The 18,825-nt window shown below is 45.7% G+C and carries 15 protein-coding genes; 13 read left to right on the top strand and 2 right to left on the bottom strand.

Features of this window, described 5'->3' with window-relative positions; all coding sequences use genetic code 11:
- Window positions 1-412 precede the first annotated feature (412 nt).
- From FOA19_RS19565 to FOA19_RS19580, 4 genes are all read left to right on the top strand, one after another.
- On the top strand, window positions 413-1,486 hold the full coding sequence (locus tag FOA19_RS19565) for a glycosyltransferase (RefSeq protein ID WP_149092526.1): 1,074 nt from the start codon (window positions 413-415) through the stop codon (window positions 1,484-1,486).
- 58 nt (window positions 1,487-1,544) lie between these two features.
- Window positions 1,545-2,756 (top strand): glycosyltransferase, encoded by a 1,212-nt coding sequence (locus FOA19_RS19570; RefSeq protein WP_149092527.1) that lies wholly within the window; start codon window positions 1,545-1,547, stop codon window positions 2,754-2,756.
- Between the two features lie 66 nt (window positions 2,757-2,822).
- The gene (locus FOA19_RS19575; RefSeq protein WP_149092528.1) at window positions 2,823-4,055 is read left to right on the top strand and encodes a glycosyltransferase; all 1,233 of its coding nucleotides are present in this window, start codon (window positions 2,823-2,825) and stop codon (window positions 4,053-4,055) included.
- A gap of 4 nt (window positions 4,056-4,059) precedes the next feature.
- Window positions 4,060-5,136, top strand: coding sequence for a glycosyltransferase family 4 protein (locus FOA19_RS19580; protein WP_223808989.1), 1,077 nt, complete (start codon window positions 4,060-4,062; stop codon window positions 5,134-5,136).
- 79 nt (window positions 5,137-5,215) lie between these two features.
- Here FOA19_RS19580 and FOA19_RS19585 read toward each other — a convergent pair whose 3' ends face one another.
- On the bottom strand, window positions 5,216-6,571 hold the full coding sequence (locus tag FOA19_RS19585) for a hypothetical protein (protein ID WP_149092530.1): 1,356 nt from the start codon (window positions 6,569-6,571) through the stop codon (window positions 5,216-5,218).
- Window positions 6,572-6,754: 183 nt separating this feature from the next.
- Complete coding sequence (locus FOA19_RS19590) at window positions 6,755-8,023, bottom strand: tetratricopeptide repeat protein (RefSeq protein WP_149092531.1); 1,269 nt, start codon at window positions 8,021-8,023, stop codon at window positions 6,755-6,757.
- Between the two features lie 372 nt (window positions 8,024-8,395).
- Here FOA19_RS19590 and FOA19_RS19595 point away from each other — a divergent pair, with 372 nt between their 5' ends.
- From FOA19_RS19595 to FOA19_RS19635, 9 genes are all read left to right on the top strand, one after another.
- Window positions 8,396-9,310 (top strand): M20/M25/M40 family metallo-hydrolase, encoded by a 915-nt coding sequence (locus tag FOA19_RS19595; RefSeq protein ID WP_149092532.1) that lies wholly within the window; start codon window positions 8,396-8,398, stop codon window positions 9,308-9,310.
- Between the two features lie 108 nt (window positions 9,311-9,418).
- Complete coding sequence (locus FOA19_RS19600) at window positions 9,419-11,665, top strand: sodium-translocating pyrophosphatase (protein WP_149092533.1); 2,247 nt, start codon at window positions 9,419-9,421, stop codon at window positions 11,663-11,665.
- A 112-nt stretch (window positions 11,666-11,777) separates the two neighbouring features.
- Complete coding sequence (hpt, locus tag FOA19_RS19605) at window positions 11,778-12,317, top strand: hypoxanthine phosphoribosyltransferase (protein WP_149092534.1); 540 nt, start codon at window positions 11,778-11,780, stop codon at window positions 12,315-12,317.
- Window positions 12,318-12,451: 134 nt separating this feature from the next.
- Complete coding sequence (locus tag FOA19_RS19610; RefSeq protein ID WP_149092535.1) at window positions 12,452-13,045, top strand: adenylate kinase; 594 nt, start codon at window positions 12,452-12,454, stop codon at window positions 13,043-13,045.
- A 145-nt stretch (window positions 13,046-13,190) separates the two neighbouring features.
- Window positions 13,191-14,186 carry a GTPase ObgE gene (obgE, locus tag FOA19_RS19615; protein ID WP_149092536.1) on the top strand — a complete coding sequence of 332 codons (996 nt, stop codon included), beginning with the start codon at window positions 13,191-13,193 and terminating at the stop codon, window positions 14,184-14,186.
- Window positions 14,187-14,417: 231 nt separating this feature from the next.
- Window positions 14,418-14,981 (top strand): nucleotide exchange factor GrpE, encoded by a 564-nt coding sequence (locus FOA19_RS19620; RefSeq protein ID WP_149092537.1) that lies wholly within the window; start codon window positions 14,418-14,420, stop codon window positions 14,979-14,981.
- 6 nt (window positions 14,982-14,987) lie between these two features.
- Window positions 14,988-16,142, top strand: coding sequence for a molecular chaperone DnaJ (gene dnaJ, locus FOA19_RS19625; RefSeq protein WP_149092538.1), 1,155 nt, complete (start codon window positions 14,988-14,990; stop codon window positions 16,140-16,142).
- Between the two features lie 385 nt (window positions 16,143-16,527).
- Entirely contained in the window at window positions 16,528-17,433 is a 906-nt protein-coding gene (locus tag FOA19_RS19630; RefSeq protein WP_149092539.1) for an ABC transporter ATP-binding protein, read from the top strand.
- 4 nt (window positions 17,434-17,437) lie between these two features.
- Window positions 17,438-18,748: an ABC transporter permease gene (locus FOA19_RS19635; RefSeq protein WP_149092540.1), complete on the top strand. Its 1,311-nt coding sequence runs from the start codon at window positions 17,438-17,440 to the stop codon at window positions 18,746-18,748.
- Window positions 18,749-18,825 lie beyond the last annotated feature (77 nt).

An 18,825-nucleotide genomic window follows, 5' to 3' on the forward strand; every position in this document is an offset into this window, starting at 1 on the left:
ATTCAAGGCTTCCATTCCTTATATATTCTGGATTTCTCTAAATTATGTATTTTGAGGGTTATACATGAATTTTGTTGCTTTTATTTAATACTTCTGAAAAAGCCTGCACATGGCATATGTAGCTATCGTAAATAATGTTACTAATATCTTACTTAATTATTTTTTAATTAAAAATATGGTGTTGTAGGGATTGCTTATGCTACTAGTATCTCATATCCTATTACCTTGGTTTTGGTTTTTTATTATTCTATTATGCTATTACCCCTTCCTTGGTTTTCATTTAAACAGACTTTCAGCAGAGGGTTTGTCAAAGTTGGTAATTGGGGTTGTAAGATGGTTTGAATGAAATTATAAAGCTTGGACGATTAAAAATTAGGTTTTGAAACTTTGAAAGGTTAATTTTTCCTTCTATATGGAAACAAGAAAAAGAATTTTGCACATCATAGATTCCTTGGGTAGAGGTGGAGCAGAAACTTTATTAGTCGGAGTAGTAAATTCTTTACCTCAGTTTGAACATATTATAATTAGTTTAAAACCTGATAATGACTTTTCCGAGGAACTCATTGGAATAACTGTTATATGCATGAATTTTAAATGGGTTCATTCTATTCCAACTACTGTAAGAAAAATTAAAGGCATTATTAAAGAATTTAAGATTGATGTAGTACATGCACATTTATATTATTCTTGCATACTTTCAAGATTGGTAACACCTAATAATATCCTTTTATTAAATTCTTATCATAATGTATTGTATAGTCCAAATGGAGCTAATTATCCCTATTACTCTATGTTGCTGGATAAATATACTTTTAATAAAAGAGTTAAAATTTTATGTGTTTCAGGTGAAGTTAAACGTGATGTTGAAAAATATATAGGCGCAAAGAGTAATACCTTTGTGCTGTATAATTATATCGAAGATGTATTTTTTAAAAATTATAAAAGTTATGAGCCAGGAACAGGAAAGCTTAGCTTAGTTTCTGTAGGTAACCTAAAACCTCAAAAAAATTATGAAATTCTCATTGAAGCGTTTTCCTTAATCAATGCAAGATTAGGTAGTGATAAGGTGAGTCTAGATGTTTTTGGTAAAGGTCCTCTTTTGTCCTCTTTGAAAGATAAAGCCAAAACTCTTTCAGTGGACAATATTAGGTTTATAGGTGCTGTTTCTGATGTGGCCACTAGATTATCTAACTATGATGGCTATGTCCTTTCTTCAGCTTATGAAGGATTTGGAATTGCCGTGGTGGAAGCTATGGCTGTAGGTTTACCAGTTGTTGTTTCTGATATTCCTGTTCTTAGAGAAGTTACCAAGGGTAATGCTTTATTTTTTAATCCTTTTGATTCTAAAGATTTGTCGAATGTTATTATCAAACTTTTTTATGATAGGTCGCTTCTTAAGGACATGGCACATAAAGGTTTTCAATACAGTCAAGTTTTTAGAAAAGATAAATATATGGATGCTCTTGAAGAATTTTACCTCATATAGATAGGTAACTAGAAGTGTTGTTTTAAAATGGCTAAGAAGAGCATAAATTTGTAATTGAATGATATTTGAAAAAAAAAATGTTCTTTTGCTTGTTCCAACCTTTGCTGATGAAGGTGGTACACAGAAAATGGTGTATGAATTGGGCAGAATATTGGCAGAAAAATATAATGTATTTGAGTGTTCTTTTAATGCCTTTGGTGAACCACACGTCTTCAAGAATGATTCTAATGTAATTCTTTCTTTAAACTCACCTAATGAAAGGTCTCTCCTTAGCAAGTTGAAAGGCTATCCACAAAAAATTGCTAGATTAAAAGAACTCAAAAAGAAACACAAGATTGATGTGACCATTAGCAATTTATGGGGTGCTGATTTAGTTAATGCTTTGTCAAAAGGGAAGGACAAAATAATTTCTATTGGCCATTCAAGTATTGTTGGTAATCCACAAAGCCGACTTTTGCTTAAACTCCGAAGATTAGGGGAATGGGTTTACAGCAGATTTGATAAAATTATTGCTGTTAATTCTTCTTTGGAAAAAGAGTTAACAGATCTTTTCAACTTACCTAGAATTAAGGTAAAGTATATAAATAATTTTATTGCCTTTCCACCATCGGGAAATAAAGACAATCGAACAGCTAAGGAACTTAGGAGGCTTGTTAATGTAGGAAGGCTTCATGAAGGTAAAAATTTGGAGCCTCTTTTGATTATTCTTAAAAAATTAAAAAAGGAATTTGTGAAACTGCAGTTGGTTCTTATTGGCAATGGGCCTATGAAGGAATCGTTAATAAAAAAAGCAGGTGAGTTGGATTTGATTGTTTCGGATGTACTTGATGAAAGAAATGCGGATTTAATCTTTACTGGATTTGTTAATCCGTTCCCTGTTTTGGAGTCTTCTGATGTTTTTGTATTCCCTTCTAAAACAGAGGGTCTTCCTTTGGTTTTGGTAGAGGCGATGCACACCGGACTTCCAATCATCAGCAGTGATTGTCCAACAGGTGGCCCTCATGTAATTCTTGAGGCCTATACGCCTCATGACCCTAAAAGAGTTAATGCGGAAGAAACCAAATATGGTTATTTAATGCCTATCCCGGAATCTAATGACTTATCTGCCTTACAGGTTTGGCAGGAGACAATTTCTCTCTTGTTGAAGAATGAAGAAAAAAGGGTAAAGTTGGGGCACAATGCTAAAGAAAGGTCATTAGATTTCTCAGTTGATAAAATCAAGCACCTTTGGTTTCAGACCATTGACTCCCTTTTTGAGTCTAATAGGTGATCAGTTCTGTATTTTAGTTTTACTGGGTTGATTTTTTAAAATTGTTTTTACTTGTATTGGAATAACATGAATGTTTTATACATAACCTATGATGGTATCACTGATCACATTGGTCAGTCTCAGGTTGCCCCATACTTGATTGGGCTTGGAAAAAAAGGGCATCAAATAACTCTTTTAAGCGCTGAAAAGATAGATCGTGCTGATATTATAGATAAATACAAAATGAAGTTTGCTGAGGCAGGCGTTGAATGGCATTTTGTCACCTATCATAAGAGTCCTCCTGTATTGTCTTCAATGTATGATATTCTTCATATGCGAAAACGTGCTAAGGAGTTGATTCAAAAGAATAAAATAGAACTTCTTCATTGTAGAAGCTATATGGCTTCATTAATAGGTTTACATTTTAAGCGTACACAAGGGATAAAGTTTATCTTTGATATGCGAGATTTCTGGCCAGATGCAGGTCGTGAAATTAAGCGGTTTGATGTAGAAAACAATTTTCTGCATAAGTCTGTGTACAAATATTTTAAAAAGAAAGAAAAAGAATTCCTAGAAGAATCCAGCCATATCATCAGTCTTACAGAAGCAGGTAAATTGGTTTTACAAGGTTGGAAGAAGGAAGGCATGAAAATTAAATCTCCCATTTCTGTGATTCCTTGCTGTGCTGACTTTGATGTGTATGACAGGAGTAATCTAGATCCTCAGGCTTTGGAAAATATGCGTCAATCGTTGGGGATAATAGGTAATGAGTTTATTTTAAATTACCTGGGCAGTTTAGGGCCTGCTTATCTGACAGATGAAATGATGGATGTTTTTAGAACCCTGTTGCAGAAAAAGCCAGATGCAAAGTTTTTAATTGTAGCCAATAATGACCATCATCTTGCGGTTGAGGCAGCTACAAGGAAAGGAATAGCACCAGAAAAAATTATAGTCAAAAGAGGCACCAAAAATGAGGTGCCTTACTTGATCGCTTTGTCTAACCTGTCATTGTTCTTTATTATCCCATCCTTTGCCAAGCAAGCATGCTCTCCTACTAAATTAGCTGAGTTGCTTGCCATGAATGTTCCTGTTATAGGTAATACAAAGATTGGAGATGTTGATGATATTCTAAGGTTAGACTTGAATAATTCTGCAGTAGTTAAGTCATTTACAAATGAAGAGTATGACTCGGTTCTATCAAAGGTTCTTCCTAAGATAAATGAAGGTAATAATCATATTCGAGAAAGTTCATTGAGATTTTCCTTGGAATGTGGAATTGATTCTTATAATAAAGTTTATCAGTCTTTAAATAGTAATTAATATTTTGAAGATCCTTTTTGTTGCGCCGTATCCTTATGGAAAAGCCCCTAGTCAACGATTGAAATATGAGCAATATTATCCTTATATCAAAGAAGCGGGCTATGATATAACCACTAGTTCATTTATAGATAATCAATTTTGGAGTATAGTTTACAAACCTGGCAATACGTTAAAGAAGATTTTATTTACCGTCCTAGCTTACTTTAGAAGGTTAAAAGATCTTTTTACATTACATAGGTATGATGTGGTTTATGTTCACTTGTGGGTAACTCCTATTGGTCCACCTATCTTTGAATGGCTTTTTAGAAAATTTTCTAAACGATTAATTTATGATATAGACGACCTTATATTCCTCAAACCAAAGAGTAAATCTAATCCTCTTATCAATCTTATTAAATTTGGTAATAAGCCTATTTATTTAATGAAAGAGGCAGATCATATTATAACCTGTACTCCACATTTGGATCAGTTTGTACGGCAGTTTAATCCTGAAACCACTGATATTTCTTCTACCATTAATACAAAAGCCTATTTGCCTAGAACTAATTATACTTTAAAAAAGAAGATAACGCTTGGGTGGAGCGGTAGCCATAGCACCTCAAAATATGTGTATTTGCTTAAAGACGTGTTCTTAAAGCTTAAAGCTGAATTTGACTTCAGTCTTTTAGTTATTGGGGATCAAGATTTCAAAATGGAAGGGGTAGAGGTGAATGCTATTCCTTGGGATGAAAGTACAGAAGTAGAGGATCTTTCTAAAATTGATATTGGTCTTTACCCATTGCCAAATGAGGAATGGGTATTAGGGAAAAGTGGACTTAAAGCACTGCAGTATATGGCATTAGGTGTACCTACCATTGCTACAGCCATTGGTGCTAACTTTAGAGTCATTGAGCATGGAGTGTCGGGTTTTTTAGTGAATTCACCTGAAGAATGGCTACAAGCTATCAGGGCTTTGGTGAAGGATGAAGAACTAAGGCGTTTGATTGGCACAAGTGCAGTTGAGCGTGTAGATAAGTATTATTCTATCAAATCTAATGCTCCTGTCTATGTTGGAATATTAAATAAGGTTAATGGAAAGTAAAACATATTTTCTAAAAGGAAAAGCATAAAGATTGTGCTTTTCCTTTTAGAAAATATGTAGAAGGCGAAATAAATGGTAATTAAGCAATCAGTTTCCGTCTTTTAGGTTTTATACCTTTGAATATCTTTTCTTTATATAATACAGCCAAAAACAATAAATAAAATGGCATAATAGGAATTTTATACCTCACTAAAGACCCAAAGTTAGCAGAAGAAATCCCAACCATAAAAGCAAAGGTTAAACTAAATAATAGACCAAATTGCGCAATTGGAGATTTGTAAATCACTCCAAATGTTTTAAAAAATCCTATTTTATAAAATAAGTATATAGTATAATATAGAAAGTACATGCTTTCAATAGATGCGAAAAGGATGAATGGATTTAGGTACTCCCATGGGTATGGTCGAAATAAGGTGATATTAACTGCTTGAGGGATGGCTATTAGTATCCCTGTTGGTGAGGAGAAATCTACTTCTAGGTTATAAGCTGATCCGGCATTATTCTCTTTTATATAATAAGCTGTCTGGCTAGCAGTTTCTAATACTTGGTCAACAGAATACCTTCCAAATAGTTCATCGGCGTTCTGAAGAAAAAGAACCATGCTCGCAGCGCCAAACATTAAAATGAAAGGTGTACTTAATATTCGCACTAAATCATTTTTGATTTGGTTTTTATTGCTATTAATAACAAATATTATAAAGAAAGGAGTAAAGGCGGCGATAATATAAAGCTTGATGAAGTAGATTATTATTATGCATATGCCTATTCCAATAGCGTTTTTTATAATATTTTTCTTTTTGATAAAAACATAGTAACCACAAATAAATAACCATAATAAAGCGGTAAAGGTTATGGTGTCCTTAAAAATTCCAGATCCCCAAACTAAAACTGATGGAATATACAGTGAACAATATGCTGCGGTTTTTATTGGAATTTGAAATTCCTGTATCATGAAAATAAAAAAGTTCCATAAACCAATAAAGGCTGTTATACAGAAGAAGATAGCGCATGGCAAGAATGAATTGAAAGAAACCAAATTAAATATTGCAGCAACCTTACTTACCATGAATGATTCATTAGCGAATATGTGGACGCTTGAACCACTCAGGCCAGCTTTATTTGTTAAGTTGAAAGTTTTTAGATCCTGAAAGAGTACAGTAAAGAATTGATCTGGGTAATTAAACCAATAAGATGTTAACATTTTGGCTCCTTCAAAATAGTGTATCCCGTCAAATGCACCTCTGTAATAATACTGATAAATCATTGAAATAGAGATAGAACCAAAAAGTTTTAAATATAGAGCCAAATTAAAATGCTTTTTCAATTTACTATTGTTGCCATGCTTCCTTTGAAAATAAAAATTCATTAAAAATATGACAAAAAGTAAATAAAATGGGAGGAGTAAATAGTCAGTAAAAAAAAGAAATTGGGTCATTATCTTGATTTAAGAATTAGCTTGAGAGCTGTAAAGTATATGTGAAATGCAGATTCTGGTGTTTTTAAATGTGACTCTGCAAGTTTTGAAAAAGAACACGAATGCCAACCACGAAAATTTTAATTCTATAAATAAGAATACGCGGCTTAGATCTTTGTTTTAAATTTTAATTTCTAGGTAGTGCTATTTCACTTTCCTGTTCTTCCTTAAGTAAGCCTTAGCTTCTTTCTCCGCGTCAGATTTTGAGTCTGCTAACTTCATAACAACCTCATAATACTGCCTTGCTTGCCGTACGTTTTTCTCTTTGTCGCTGATTCTGGCCAGGTTGACAAAAGAAGAAATGTAGTAACCGGATTCCTGTTCGTTGATTTGTTCGGCAAAGCTAATACATTGCTGGTAGTATCCTTTGGCTTTGGCGTAATCTCTGTTGCGGTATTGGTTGATGTAAGCCAAATAGAAACTGGCGTAGCGACCGCTGATGGCTTCGTAGCCGAAGACTTTGCGGTTGATCTTGTCCAAGATCTGGGTTGAAAGCTGCTCTGCCACAGTAAAGTTCCCTTCGGTGAAAGCCATACGGGCGTAGAAGCGCTGGAAATACGGGTTATCGGGGTAGGTGCTGGCAAGATATTGCGCCAGGGACATGGCTGATGCTCCGTTTTTGGCATCATTTGCGTAAATCTTCATCAACCAGTACTTTGCCTCGGTACCAGTATAGAATCCGTTGAAAGCGACTTGTTGCAGCTGTTTTAGGCCTAAATTCTTATTGCCTTTGGGAAAGAAGTATAGGACCGGACGCAGGAGCGGATAATTCTCGTGTATCCAAATGGAGTAGTAGTTGAAAAGCGCTTCGCCAAAGAGGAACTCGTCACTGAGGCCATTAGCTTTTTTGCTTTTCTGGAGGTAATCCAAGGCGCGGTTGCTGGTGATGGCTGCTTTGCGCCAGTTTTTCCGCTCGGCGTGCAGTCGGGCACTGAAGCCATTGGCGGCCGATAGGAAGAAGGCAGCCTCCAGGTTGTTTTTGTCTTTGTCGTATAGATTCTCGGCCAGGGTGATGGTGGTGTCCATGTAGGCGAGGAAGTAATTGTCAAAGCGCGTATCGGTGATGTTAGAGGGCACCATTTTCCACCATTGGCTCAGGCCGATGAGGAAATAAGGCATAGGGTGTTTGGGATACCGACGGCGCAATGATTTGAACTGCTTCTCAGCGGTTTCAAACTTGAAATTGTACATGTTGTCCACAGCGCCTCCTAACTCATTCATGATGCTCTCGTTCAATAAGAGCCAGCCTTTGATGTTCAGGGCTTGGGGCAAAACATCCACCGAATCCAGAATGATGCTCGCTTGCAGAGAGTCCAGCAGTTTCTGGTCTATCTGTTTCGTGGAGTCTATTACCTGGGCCTTGGCTTGGATAAAGCTGAAGAGAAGAAGAAATAAGAAAAGGGTCTTTTTCATCAAATTTTTAAACTTCCTAAAACGCGACAAGCTCATCAGAGGGGTGCGGGGTAAGGAGGTGGTATAGCCCTCCCACAACATGCACTGGCTTCTGTAGGGTTCAATTTACGTAGTAATACAGAGGCTGTTTTGGGTTTGTTTTTACAAAAATAAGTCAAAAATCCCCGATGCGCTTACCCGTTTTTCTTTTAGTGCGTGAAAAGAAGAACGGGTAAGCGCCTTGCGACCCTATTCCAAGCCAGTATACAAAGCAAAGAGGAGCGAAAATGTAACCTCAGGTACTTTCTTTGGGCTTTTGCGCGTAAGCCAAAAATTTAGATTACCTCAGCAGCCTGAGAAAGAAATCTGCTACTTTTGAAAAAACGAACAACTATGCAATTATTGCGTGACCTCTGCCAAATCCATGCTCCGTCTGGGAACGAAGTGAAGATGAAGGAATTTCTGCTCAACTATGTGCAGGAAAATCAGGCGAAATGGAAGGTGAAACCGCAGGTCATCCACGGGGAAGGTTTTCAGGATTGTCTTCTGCTGGTGTTCGGGAAGCCGCGGACTGTGATTTTCGCCCATATTGATTCCATCGGGTTTATGGTGCGTTACGGTAGGCAACTCATCCGGATTGGTGGTCCAAGTCTTGAAACTGGTTTTGAACTGGTAGGAGAGGACAGCCAGGGGAAGATTTCCTGTACGCTGGTGGTGGACGAGGAGGAAAGAGAGTTGCACTATGACTTCGAGCGGGAGATAGAGCGAGGCACGGAATTGGTTTTTAAGCCTGATTTTCGGGAAACCGAGGAAATCGTGCAGTGCTGCTACTTAGACAACCGCCTAGGAGTGTGGAATGCTTTGCAGGTAGCCGAGACGCTGGAAGATGGTATTATCGCTTTCGGGTGCTGGGAGGAGACTGGCGGCGGATCGGTGGGATACCTGGCCAAATACATCCATGAGACCTACGAGGTGGTCCAGGCCTTAATCTCAGACATTACTTGGGTCACGGAAGGGGTGCACGCCGGCCAGGGGGTGGCGATCTCGCTGCGCGATTCCCTCATTCCCAGGAGAAGCTTCGTGCAGAAGATCATCCGGCTGGCACAGGAAGCCAACATCCCGTTCCAGGTAGAGGTGGAGAGCGCCGGGGGCTCAGACGGCAAAGAGTTGCATTATGGCAATATTCCTTGGGATTGGTGCTTTATTGGCGCTCCCGAGGATAATGTGCATTCCCCGGATGAAATCGTGCATAAGAATGACATTTACGCTATGGTAGATTTGTATAAGCTCCTGATGCAGAAACTGTAAAAGAGCCTGCATAGAGTATACCGTATATTTGTTTTTTAGGCGAGAAAGATTAGCTTGCAGAGAGCTTCTATGCTCAGAATCCTAACCTAACCAACAAAGCCTTACTTTATGCAGACAATTCTCTACGCAATACCTGCCTTCGGGCTGGTTGCCTTGTTGTACACTGCCATTAAATCGGCGTGGGTTACCAAACAAGATGCCGGCGATGAAAAGATGAGCACCATTGCCCGCTACATTGCCGAAGGCGCCATGGCGTTCCTGAAGGCAGAGTATAAAGTGCTCACGTATTTTGCCGTCATCGCTTCCCTTTTCCTTCTTTACCTCGGCTATGCCGGGGAGAATTCCTCGCCCATTATTGTACTGGCCTTTTTGATTGGGGCCATTTTCTCGGCCTTGGCCGGCTTCATTGGCATGCGCATCGCCACCAAGGCCAACGTCCGGACAGCCCAGGCCGCCAAGACCAGCTTGTCTAAGGCTCTGGAGGTGTCTTTTGGCGGCGGATCGGTGATGGGCATGGGCGTGGCGGGTTTGGCCGTGCTGGGATTAGGTTCGCTCTTTATCGCTTTTTATTATTGGTTTGTGCAACGTGCCGGCGCTTCGGCCAGCAGCGAGGAAATGGAAAGGGCCCTGGAGGTTTTGACCGGGTTCTCCCTGGGTGCCGAGAGTATTGCCTTGTTCGCCCGCGTGGGCGGCGGGATCTACACAAAAGCGGCCGACGTAGGAGCTGACCTGGTAGGGAAGGTAGAAGCCGGTATCCCCGAGGATGACCCCAGAAACCCCGCTACCATTGCCGATAACGTGGGTGACAACGTGGGAGACGTGGCTGGTATGGGCGCCGACTTGTTCGGGTCTTACGTGGCGACTATTTTGGCTACCATGGTGCTGGGCCGCGAGATTACGGTTACAGATAACTTTGGGGGCTTGTCGCCCATCATCCTGCCCATGCTCATTGCGGGCTTGGGCATTATCTTCTCCATGATCGGGACCCTATTTGTACGCGTGAAAGAAGGTGGAAACGTGCAAGCTGCCCTGAACATGGGCAACTGGTCTTCAGTGGCGCTAACAGCCATCGCTTCCTATTTCGTCATAAAATGGTTGATGCCTGAGACCTTGAGCCTACGGGGCTATGAGTTCACTTCTATGGGCATTTTCTACGCCGTCATCATCGGGCTTATCGTAGGCACGCTGATTTCCATCATCACTGAGTATTACACCGCCATGGGCAAAAGGCCGGTAGATACCATTGTGCAGCAATCTTCTACTGGCGCGGCTACCAACATCATTGCCGGGCTGAGCGTGGGCATGATGAGTACGGCTTTGCCGATCATTGTTTTGGCTGCCGGAATCGTATTTTCTTACTCCGTAGCCGGCTTATACGGCGTAGCCATCGCCGCCGCCGGCATGATGGCCACCACGGCCATGCAGCTTGCCATTGATGCTTTTGGGCCCATTGCCGATAACGCCGGGGGAATTGCCGAGATGAGCGAGTTGCCCAAAGAAGTCCGTCAGCGCACAGATATCTTGGATGCCGTGGGCAATACCACTGCCGCCACTGGGAAAGGATTCGCTATTGCTTCTGCGGCTTTGACCTCGTTGGCCTTGTTTGCCGCCTTTGTGGGTATTTCCGGAATCACTACCATTGACTTGTATAAAGCGCCGGTGCTAGCCGGTTTGTTTATCGGGGGCATGATTCCGTTCGTTTTCTCGGCATTGGCCATCAGCGCGGTGGGTCGGGCGGCCATGGCCATGGTGCAGGAAGTGCGGCGTCAGTTCCGTGAGATCCCAGGCATTATGGAAGGCACCGGCAAACCGGAGTACGACAAGTGCGTGGCCATTTCCACCAAAGCCGCTATCAGGGAAATGATGCTGCCGGGTGCCATCGCGCTGATTGTGCCCATTGTCATCGGGTTTGGCTTGAAGGGTGCGTTTGAGGAAGTGTCCAGCGCGGAGATTCTAGGCGGTGTGTTGGCCGGGGTGACCGTGTCGGGCGTTTTGATGGCCCTTTTCCAATCCAATGCCGGAGGCGCCTGGGACAATGCCAAGAAATCCTTCGAGAAAGGCGTGTTGGTGAACGGCGTGATGGAATACAAAGGCTCAGATCCGCACAAAGCCTCGGTGACCGGTGATACCGTGGGTGACCCCTTCAAAGATACTTCGGGTCCGTCCATGAACATCCTCATTAAGCTCATGTCCATTGTGTCTCTGGTGATTGCCCCGCATATAGCCGTGCGCGAAACTACGCCTCCAGCCCCCGAGACCCGCCCGGATTTAGAGAGCACCCGGCAGCTGGACGGCAACACAAACCTGGCTTCTACAGCGAAATACCCGCAAGGCCCGGAGGTGAGCAGCCGCTGATCTGTTGTGGCCTGAGATCAAACCTCGGTCGCCCTTTTCAACAGAAAAGGGCGACTTGCTTTTAATTTAGGGCAGTTTTGCGCAAATTTGATGCTTCTTATCCTCAAGACAGATGCACCACCCAACGGTAAAAATCCTAGACAAGCAGTTCAGTATCTACCTTCCAGAGCGGAAAATCCTTCATAGCGTGGAGATTGTGGCTGCCCGGCTAAGCCATGATTACCGCGGGAAAAAGCCGCTGTTTCTGTCGGTGCTCAACGGCGCGTTCATGTTCGCTTCTGACTTAATGAAAGAGCTGACCATAGAGTGCGAGATCTCGTTTGTGAAGCTATCTTCCTACGAGGACATGCAAAGCACCGGCCAGGTGAAGGAGATCATCGGGCTGAAGGAAGAGATCAAGGGACGGCATGTGGTCATTGTGGAAGATATCGTGGACACGGGGCACACCATCGCCAATCTTTTAAAGCAGTTGCAGGGAAAAGAACCGGCCTCAGTGGAGGTGGCCACGCTGCTCATCAAACCTGAGTGCCTGCAGCACAACCTAGACATTAAATACCCAGCCATGTCCATCGCCAACGATTTTGTGGTGGGGTACGGGTTAGACTACAACGGCCTGGGCCGCAACCTGCGCGATATTTACAAGGTGATGTAAGGGCAAGGGCTGTTTAGGGCTTGTTTTCTGAGAATCAGCCCTAAAACAGGAAAGCCTAGCGGTAGCGGCCAGCTGAATAGCTGTCATTTCCAAGATTTTATTCTTACTTTTGTTTCCTCACAATTTCCATACCCATGCTGAACATCGTACTCTTCGGTCCTCCAGGGGCAGGCAAAGGCACGCAGAGCCAGAAATTAATTGAAAAATACGGGCTTATTCACCTTTCTACCGGTGATTTGCTGCGCTCAGAGATTTCCCGGGGATCCGAACTGGGCCTGAAGGCGAAAGGTCTGATGGACGCTGGTTTGCTGGTGCCCGATGAGGTGGTGATTGGCATGATTGAATCCAAGATCGCGGACAACCGCGACGCTGCTGGGTTCATCTTTGACGGTTTTCCGCGCACCGTGCCGCAGGCTGAGGCTTTGGATGTGCTGCTGAGCAAATACGACCAAAGCATCAGCTGCATGATTGCCTTGCAGGTGTCTGAAGAGGAATTGGTGAAACGCCTGTTGCTCCGCGGCCAAACCTCAGGCCGTCCAGACGATGCCGACGAGACCCTCATCCAGAAACGGGTACAAGAGTACAACAGCAAAACGGCGCCGGTGGCTAACTACTATGCGCAGCAGAACAAATTCTACTCGGTAGACGGCATCGGGGAAATTGAGGAGATTTTCTCTAAGAGCTGCGAGATCATTGGGGCCTGCCAATTGGCGCTCAACAGCAAGTAAAAGATACCCGTCTGCCGGGCAAAGGAACGTTTTGGCGCTATCCTGCTGTTCTGGCAAGACGTACATTTTGATACAATACGTTGGAAGCATTCCCCGCAAAGGAATGCTTCCTTGTTAACATAGCATTTACTTTACCAATAATACAGTGTCATCATCCAACTTTATTGACTACGTCAAGATCTGCTGCCGCTCGGGGCACGGCGGAGGCGGTTCTGCCCACTTGCACCGCGACAAGAAAACTGCCCACGGTGGGCCAGACGGCGGTGACGGCGGCCGGGGAGGGCACATCATTCTCAAAGGAAACTCCCAACTCTGGACCTTGCTGCACTTGCAGTACCAGAAACACGTGATTGCCGAGAACGGCGGTTACGGCGGTCCCAGCCACTCCAGCGGCGCTTACGGGAAAGACGTCATTCTGGAAGTGCCCATCGGGACCATTGCCCGCGACGCGGAGACCGGTGAAATCAAAGCCGAGATCACCGAAGACGGACAGATGGAGATCATCACGCCCGGTGGCCGCGGTGGCTTAGGCAACGCCCATTTCAAATCGCCCACGAACCAAACGCCACTGTACGCCCAACCCGGCGAGCCCGGCCTGGAAGAGTGGACCATCCTGGAGCTGAAACTTCTCGCCGATGTAGGTCTGGTAGGTTTCCCCAACGCCGGGAAATCCACGTTGCTGTCGGTGGTATCGGCCGCCCGGCCGAAGATTGCGAACTACCCGTTCACCACGCTGGTGCCTAACCTGGGCGTAGTGGCCTACCGCGACTACAAATCCTTCGTGATGGCCGATATTCCGGGGATTATTGAAGGCGCCTCGGAAGGAAAAGGACTGGGTATCCGATTCTTGAAGCACATTGAGCGCAACTCCATTCTGCTGTTCATGATCTCGGTTGAAAGCCCGGACATTGCCGAGGAGTACGAGATTCTGGTGAACGAACTACGGACCTACAACCCCGAACTGTTGCACAAACAGCGCCTGCTGGCCATCACCAAATCAGACATGATTGACGATGAACTGGAAGCTGAGATGCGGGAAACACTTCCGCAGGACCTGCCCACCATCTTCATCTCCAGCCTTACCATGAAGAACATCACGCAACTGAAAGACATGATCTGGAAGGCGCTGAATACTGCCTAAGCCTCTGGCCGCTGTTTTGCACCTGTTTTTACCAAAAGGCGCTTGAAACGCCAATGTTGCTGCCAGCCGGGAGGGCGAAGTTCTGAGAAGCTGCCAAACCTGCGGCGCAGAAAGCGGGCGTTTTCTGTCCAAAAATGCCAGAATGACATAAAAACAGTTTTGGCAAAATAGTTGCCTCCTGTCAGGCACTTAGAAATGAAGAATAAACATCTGAAAGGATAACGAATACATATGAGTACAGCAGCTGAACAAAATCCTCAGGAACAAGAGAATATCCAGCCTGAAAACACCGAGGCGACCGAGTCAACCGCAACCGAGCAGGCTGAACAGCCCAACGGCGAGGCCACCGCTAGCGAAGGCGGTTCCTCAGAAGCCGATGAGCTGCGCGACAAATACCTGCGCCTCCACGCCGAGTTTGACAATTTCAGACGCCGCACTTCCAAGGAGCGGTTAGAGTTGTTCAAAACGGCTAACCAAGAGCTGATGGTCGCTTTGATTCCGGTGCTGGATGATCTGGAGCGGGCCCAGGCTGCCATGAAGGACGCGCAAGACGTGAACGCCGTGCGCGAAGGCGTGGAACTGGTGTTCAGTAAGTTCCAGAACCTATTACAGCAGAAAGGCCTGAAGTCTATGGACGCCGTGGGGCAGCCGTTTGACGCTGATGTGCACGAAGCCATCACGCAGATTCCGGCCCCTTCTGACGAAATGAAGGGCAAAGTGATTGACCAAGTAGAGAAAGGATATTACCTCAATGACAAAGTGGTTCGCTTTGCCAAGGTGGTAATTGGAGCATAAGAAGCCATGGCAACCAAAAGAGATTATTACGAAATACTGGGCGTAGCCAAAGGGGCCACGGCGGATGAGATCAAGAAAGCGTACCGCAAGATCGCGATCAAGTTTCACCCCGATAAGAACCCCGATGATCCTACGGCCGAGGATAAATTCAAAGAAGCGGCGGAAGCCTACGAGGTGCTGAGCGATGAGCAGAAACGCCAGCGCTACGACCAGTTCGGGCACCAGGGCGTGAACGGCGGTGGTGGCTTCGGCGGCGGCATGAACATGGAAGACATCTTCTCCCAGTTCGGCGACATCTTCGGCGGCGGAGGCGGTGGCGGATTCGAGAGCTTCTTCGGAGGCGGGGGACAGCGCGGCGGCAAACGCGTGCGCAAAGGCAGCAATCTGCGCATAAAGCTGAAGCTGAATCTGGAGGAAGTAGCCAAAGGCGTTGAGAAGAAAATCAAGGTAAAACGTTACGAGGCCTGCAACGTCTGCGACGGAAACGGTTCTAAAAACGGAACTGCCCTCAATACTTGCGGTACCTGCCAGGGATCTGGTCAGGTGAAACGCGTGGTGAACACCATGTTGGGCCAGATGGTATCTGCCAGCACATGCCCTACTTGTAGCGGTGAGGGTAAAACTGTAAGCCAGAAGTGTGATGCCTGCCACGGCGAAGGCCGTCAGCTCCGCGAAGAGGTGATCTCCATCAACGTACCGGCTGGTGTAGCTGATGGCATGCAACTGTCTATGGGCGGCAAAGGAAACGTGCCCGAGCGCGGTGGTATCCCCGGTGACCTGTTGATCCAGATTGAGGAAGAGCAGCATCCAACCCTGCGTCGCGACGGAAACAACGTCATGTTTGAGCAGTACGTGAGCTTCGTGGATGCGACCTTAGGCGCTAGCGTGGAAGTGCCTACCATTGAGGGCAAGGTGAAGATCAAGATCGATCCGGGAACCCAGTCTGGTAAGATCCTGCGCCTGCGCGGAAAAGGTATTCCGGACATCAACGGTTACGGCAAAGGCGATCAGCTCATCCACATCAACGTCTGGACCCCGAAGAACGTGAACCCAGAGGAACGCCAAATCCTGGAGCGCCTCCGCGAGTCCCAGAACTTCGTCCCGAACCCCGGCAAGAACGAGAAGGGTTTCTTCGAGAAAATGAAAGAGTACTTTCAATAGAATGAGTTCTGAGTCTTGAGTCCAGAATTCTGAGTCAATAAATAGTTACAATGCCCGCTTCTGTAAAAGGAAAGCGGGCATTGTTGTTTTAGGGCTGATTTCCTAAAACGACCCAGAAATGTAGCGGCGTTACACCGTAACGACGTGGTGCCATGGAACAAAAGCGCTTCCTACAAGACAACCCTTTCTACACCACAGGCAGGGATTGCGGCAAGGTAGGTCCTGCTGTTGAAACATGCCTGCTGCGGAGAGCCACGGCGTTACAGGGTAACGCCGCTACGTTAGACCTGATTTCTTAAAAACACCCTGAAAACAGCCCTGCACCCAACTTGCAAACCGAAGCGCTTTGCCTTAGCTTTAGCCTGACGAACCAACCGCTAAACTCTTGCAACCCATTCTTCAGATCCAGGGCGTGAGCAAACTCTATGAGGCGCACCAAGCCCTGAACAAGGTGTCTTTTGAAGTGCCCAAAGGCAGTATTTTCGGGCTGCTGGGGCCTAACGGGGCCGGGAAAACCTCCCTCATCCGCATCATTACCCAGATCACGGCGCCAGACGAAGGACGTGTTCTGTTTGAAGGACAGCCGCTGCAGCCGCATCACGTGCAACAGATTGGCTATCTGCCGGAGGAACGCGGCCTGTACAAGAAGATGAAGGTGGGGGAGCAGTTGGTGTATCTTGCAAGATTGAGAGGCTTGGAGAAAGGAGACGCCACCCAGCGCATCAAAGTGTGGGCCGATCGGTTGGATTTAAAGCCCTGGCTCAACAAGAACGTGGAAGACCTTTCCAAAGGCATGCAGCAGAAAGTGCAGTTCATCGCCACGGTGCTGCACGAGCCCAAGTTGCTCATCCTGGACGAGCCTTTCTCTGGTTTTGATCCGGTGAACGCCAACATCATCCGCGATGAGATCCTGAAACTCCGGGACCAGGGCTGCACCGTCATTTTCTCCACGCACCGCATGGAATCGGTGGAGCAGATGTGCGACTACATCGTTTTGATCAACAACTCAGAGAAAGTGATGGAGGGCAGCGTGCGAGAAGTTAAATCCAGGTACCGGAGCCATACTTACCACGTGGAAGGCACCGGCAAACTGCTCATCATGTCGCCAGACTTCAAGGTGCTGACGCAGGCCCAACAGGGCGACCAGTTCCAAGCCGAGGTGCAGTTGGAGCCGCAAATCGGGCCAAACCAACTGCTGCGCTATCTCACCGACCGAGTGGAGGTGCACGGCTTTCAGGAGAAGATCCCCAGTATACATGACATTTTCATTAAAACCGTAACCCAGAAGTAAACCCATGGATAAAATCTGGCTGGTGTTTCAGCGCGAGTACCTGGTGCGCGTGCGCAAGAAAAGCTTTATTGTGATGACCATCCTGGGGCCCCTGTTGATGGCCTTGGTCATGATTGTGCCCATCTGGCTGGCCACCATGTCTGACGACACCAAAGTGGTGCAGGTGCTGGATGAGAGCGGCTACCTCAAAGGTAAATTTACTTCTACGGAGGAGTTGAAGTTCATCAACGTACCCGGTCCGGTGGAAACCGCCAAGGCCGCTTACCTTGAATCTGAGGATGCCGCTTTACTCTACATCCCTAAACTGAACCTGGACAAGCCGCAGGGCATTCAGTTGTTCTCCCAGAAAAGCACCAGCCTGGCTATGAAGTCAAACCTGGAGAAGAGGGTGAGGGAAGAACTGGAGGAAGTGAAATTCGCCAATTCCGGCATTGACCAGCGCGTGCTGGAGAAAATCAAAACCCCCGTGAGCATCCGGACGGTGAACCTAAGCGCCGATGGGGAGAAGAGCAGCGATGTGGAGGTGACTACCGGTGTTGGGTTCATTGGCGCATTCCTCATTTACCTGTTCATTTTCATTTATGGGGCTCAAATCATGCGGGGCGTGATTGAAGAGAAAACCAGCCGTATTCTGGAGGTGATGGTGTCCTCGGTAAAGCCTTTTCAACTCATGGCTGGGAAGATCCTAGGCATTGCGGCGGTAGGGCTCACCCAGTTTGTGCTGTGGATTGTGCTTACCTCGGCCATTGGTGGGGGCGTATCTGCCCGGTTTGACCTGAAGCGTTTCTCCGATGCGCAGATAAACCAAACCATGCAAGGCATGGGAAATGAGCGGGAGGTGCAGCAGGCGCAAGAAATCCATGAGGTGGTGAGCGCCGCTCAGAACCTGAATCTTCCCTTGCTCATCGGGAGTTTCCTGTTTTACTTTTTGGGCGGATATCTGCTCTACGGCGCTTTGTTTGGCGCGGTGGGTGCTGCTGTAGACTCCGAGACCGATAGCCAGCAGTTCATGCTGCCCATCACGGTGCCGCTCATTCTGTCGTTCATCGTGGCGCAGACCATCATCGTGAAGAACCCCAACGGACCGGTGGCCTTCTGGATGTCCATGGTGCCGTTCACCTCGCCGGTAGTCATGATGCTGCGCATGCCCTTCGGGGTGCCTACCTGGGAGCTGCTGCTGTCCATGTTCTTCCTGATAGCGGGCTTTATCGGGACCATCTGGGTGGCCGCCCGTATCTACCGCGTGGGCATTCTCATGTACGGCAAAAAAGTAAACTACCGCGAGTTGTCTAAATGGCTCTTCTACAAGGGCTAGGATCGGTTATTAATTGCCAGTTGTCAGTTTTCAGTTGTTAGTTTCTGGTTTTTATTGTTTTTAGTTTGTTTTCTGAA

The organism is Rufibacter hautae (assembly GCF_008271695.1).
In the GTDB taxonomy this organism is placed as follows: domain Bacteria; phylum Bacteroidota; class Bacteroidia; order Cytophagales; family Hymenobacteraceae; genus Nibribacter; species Nibribacter hautae.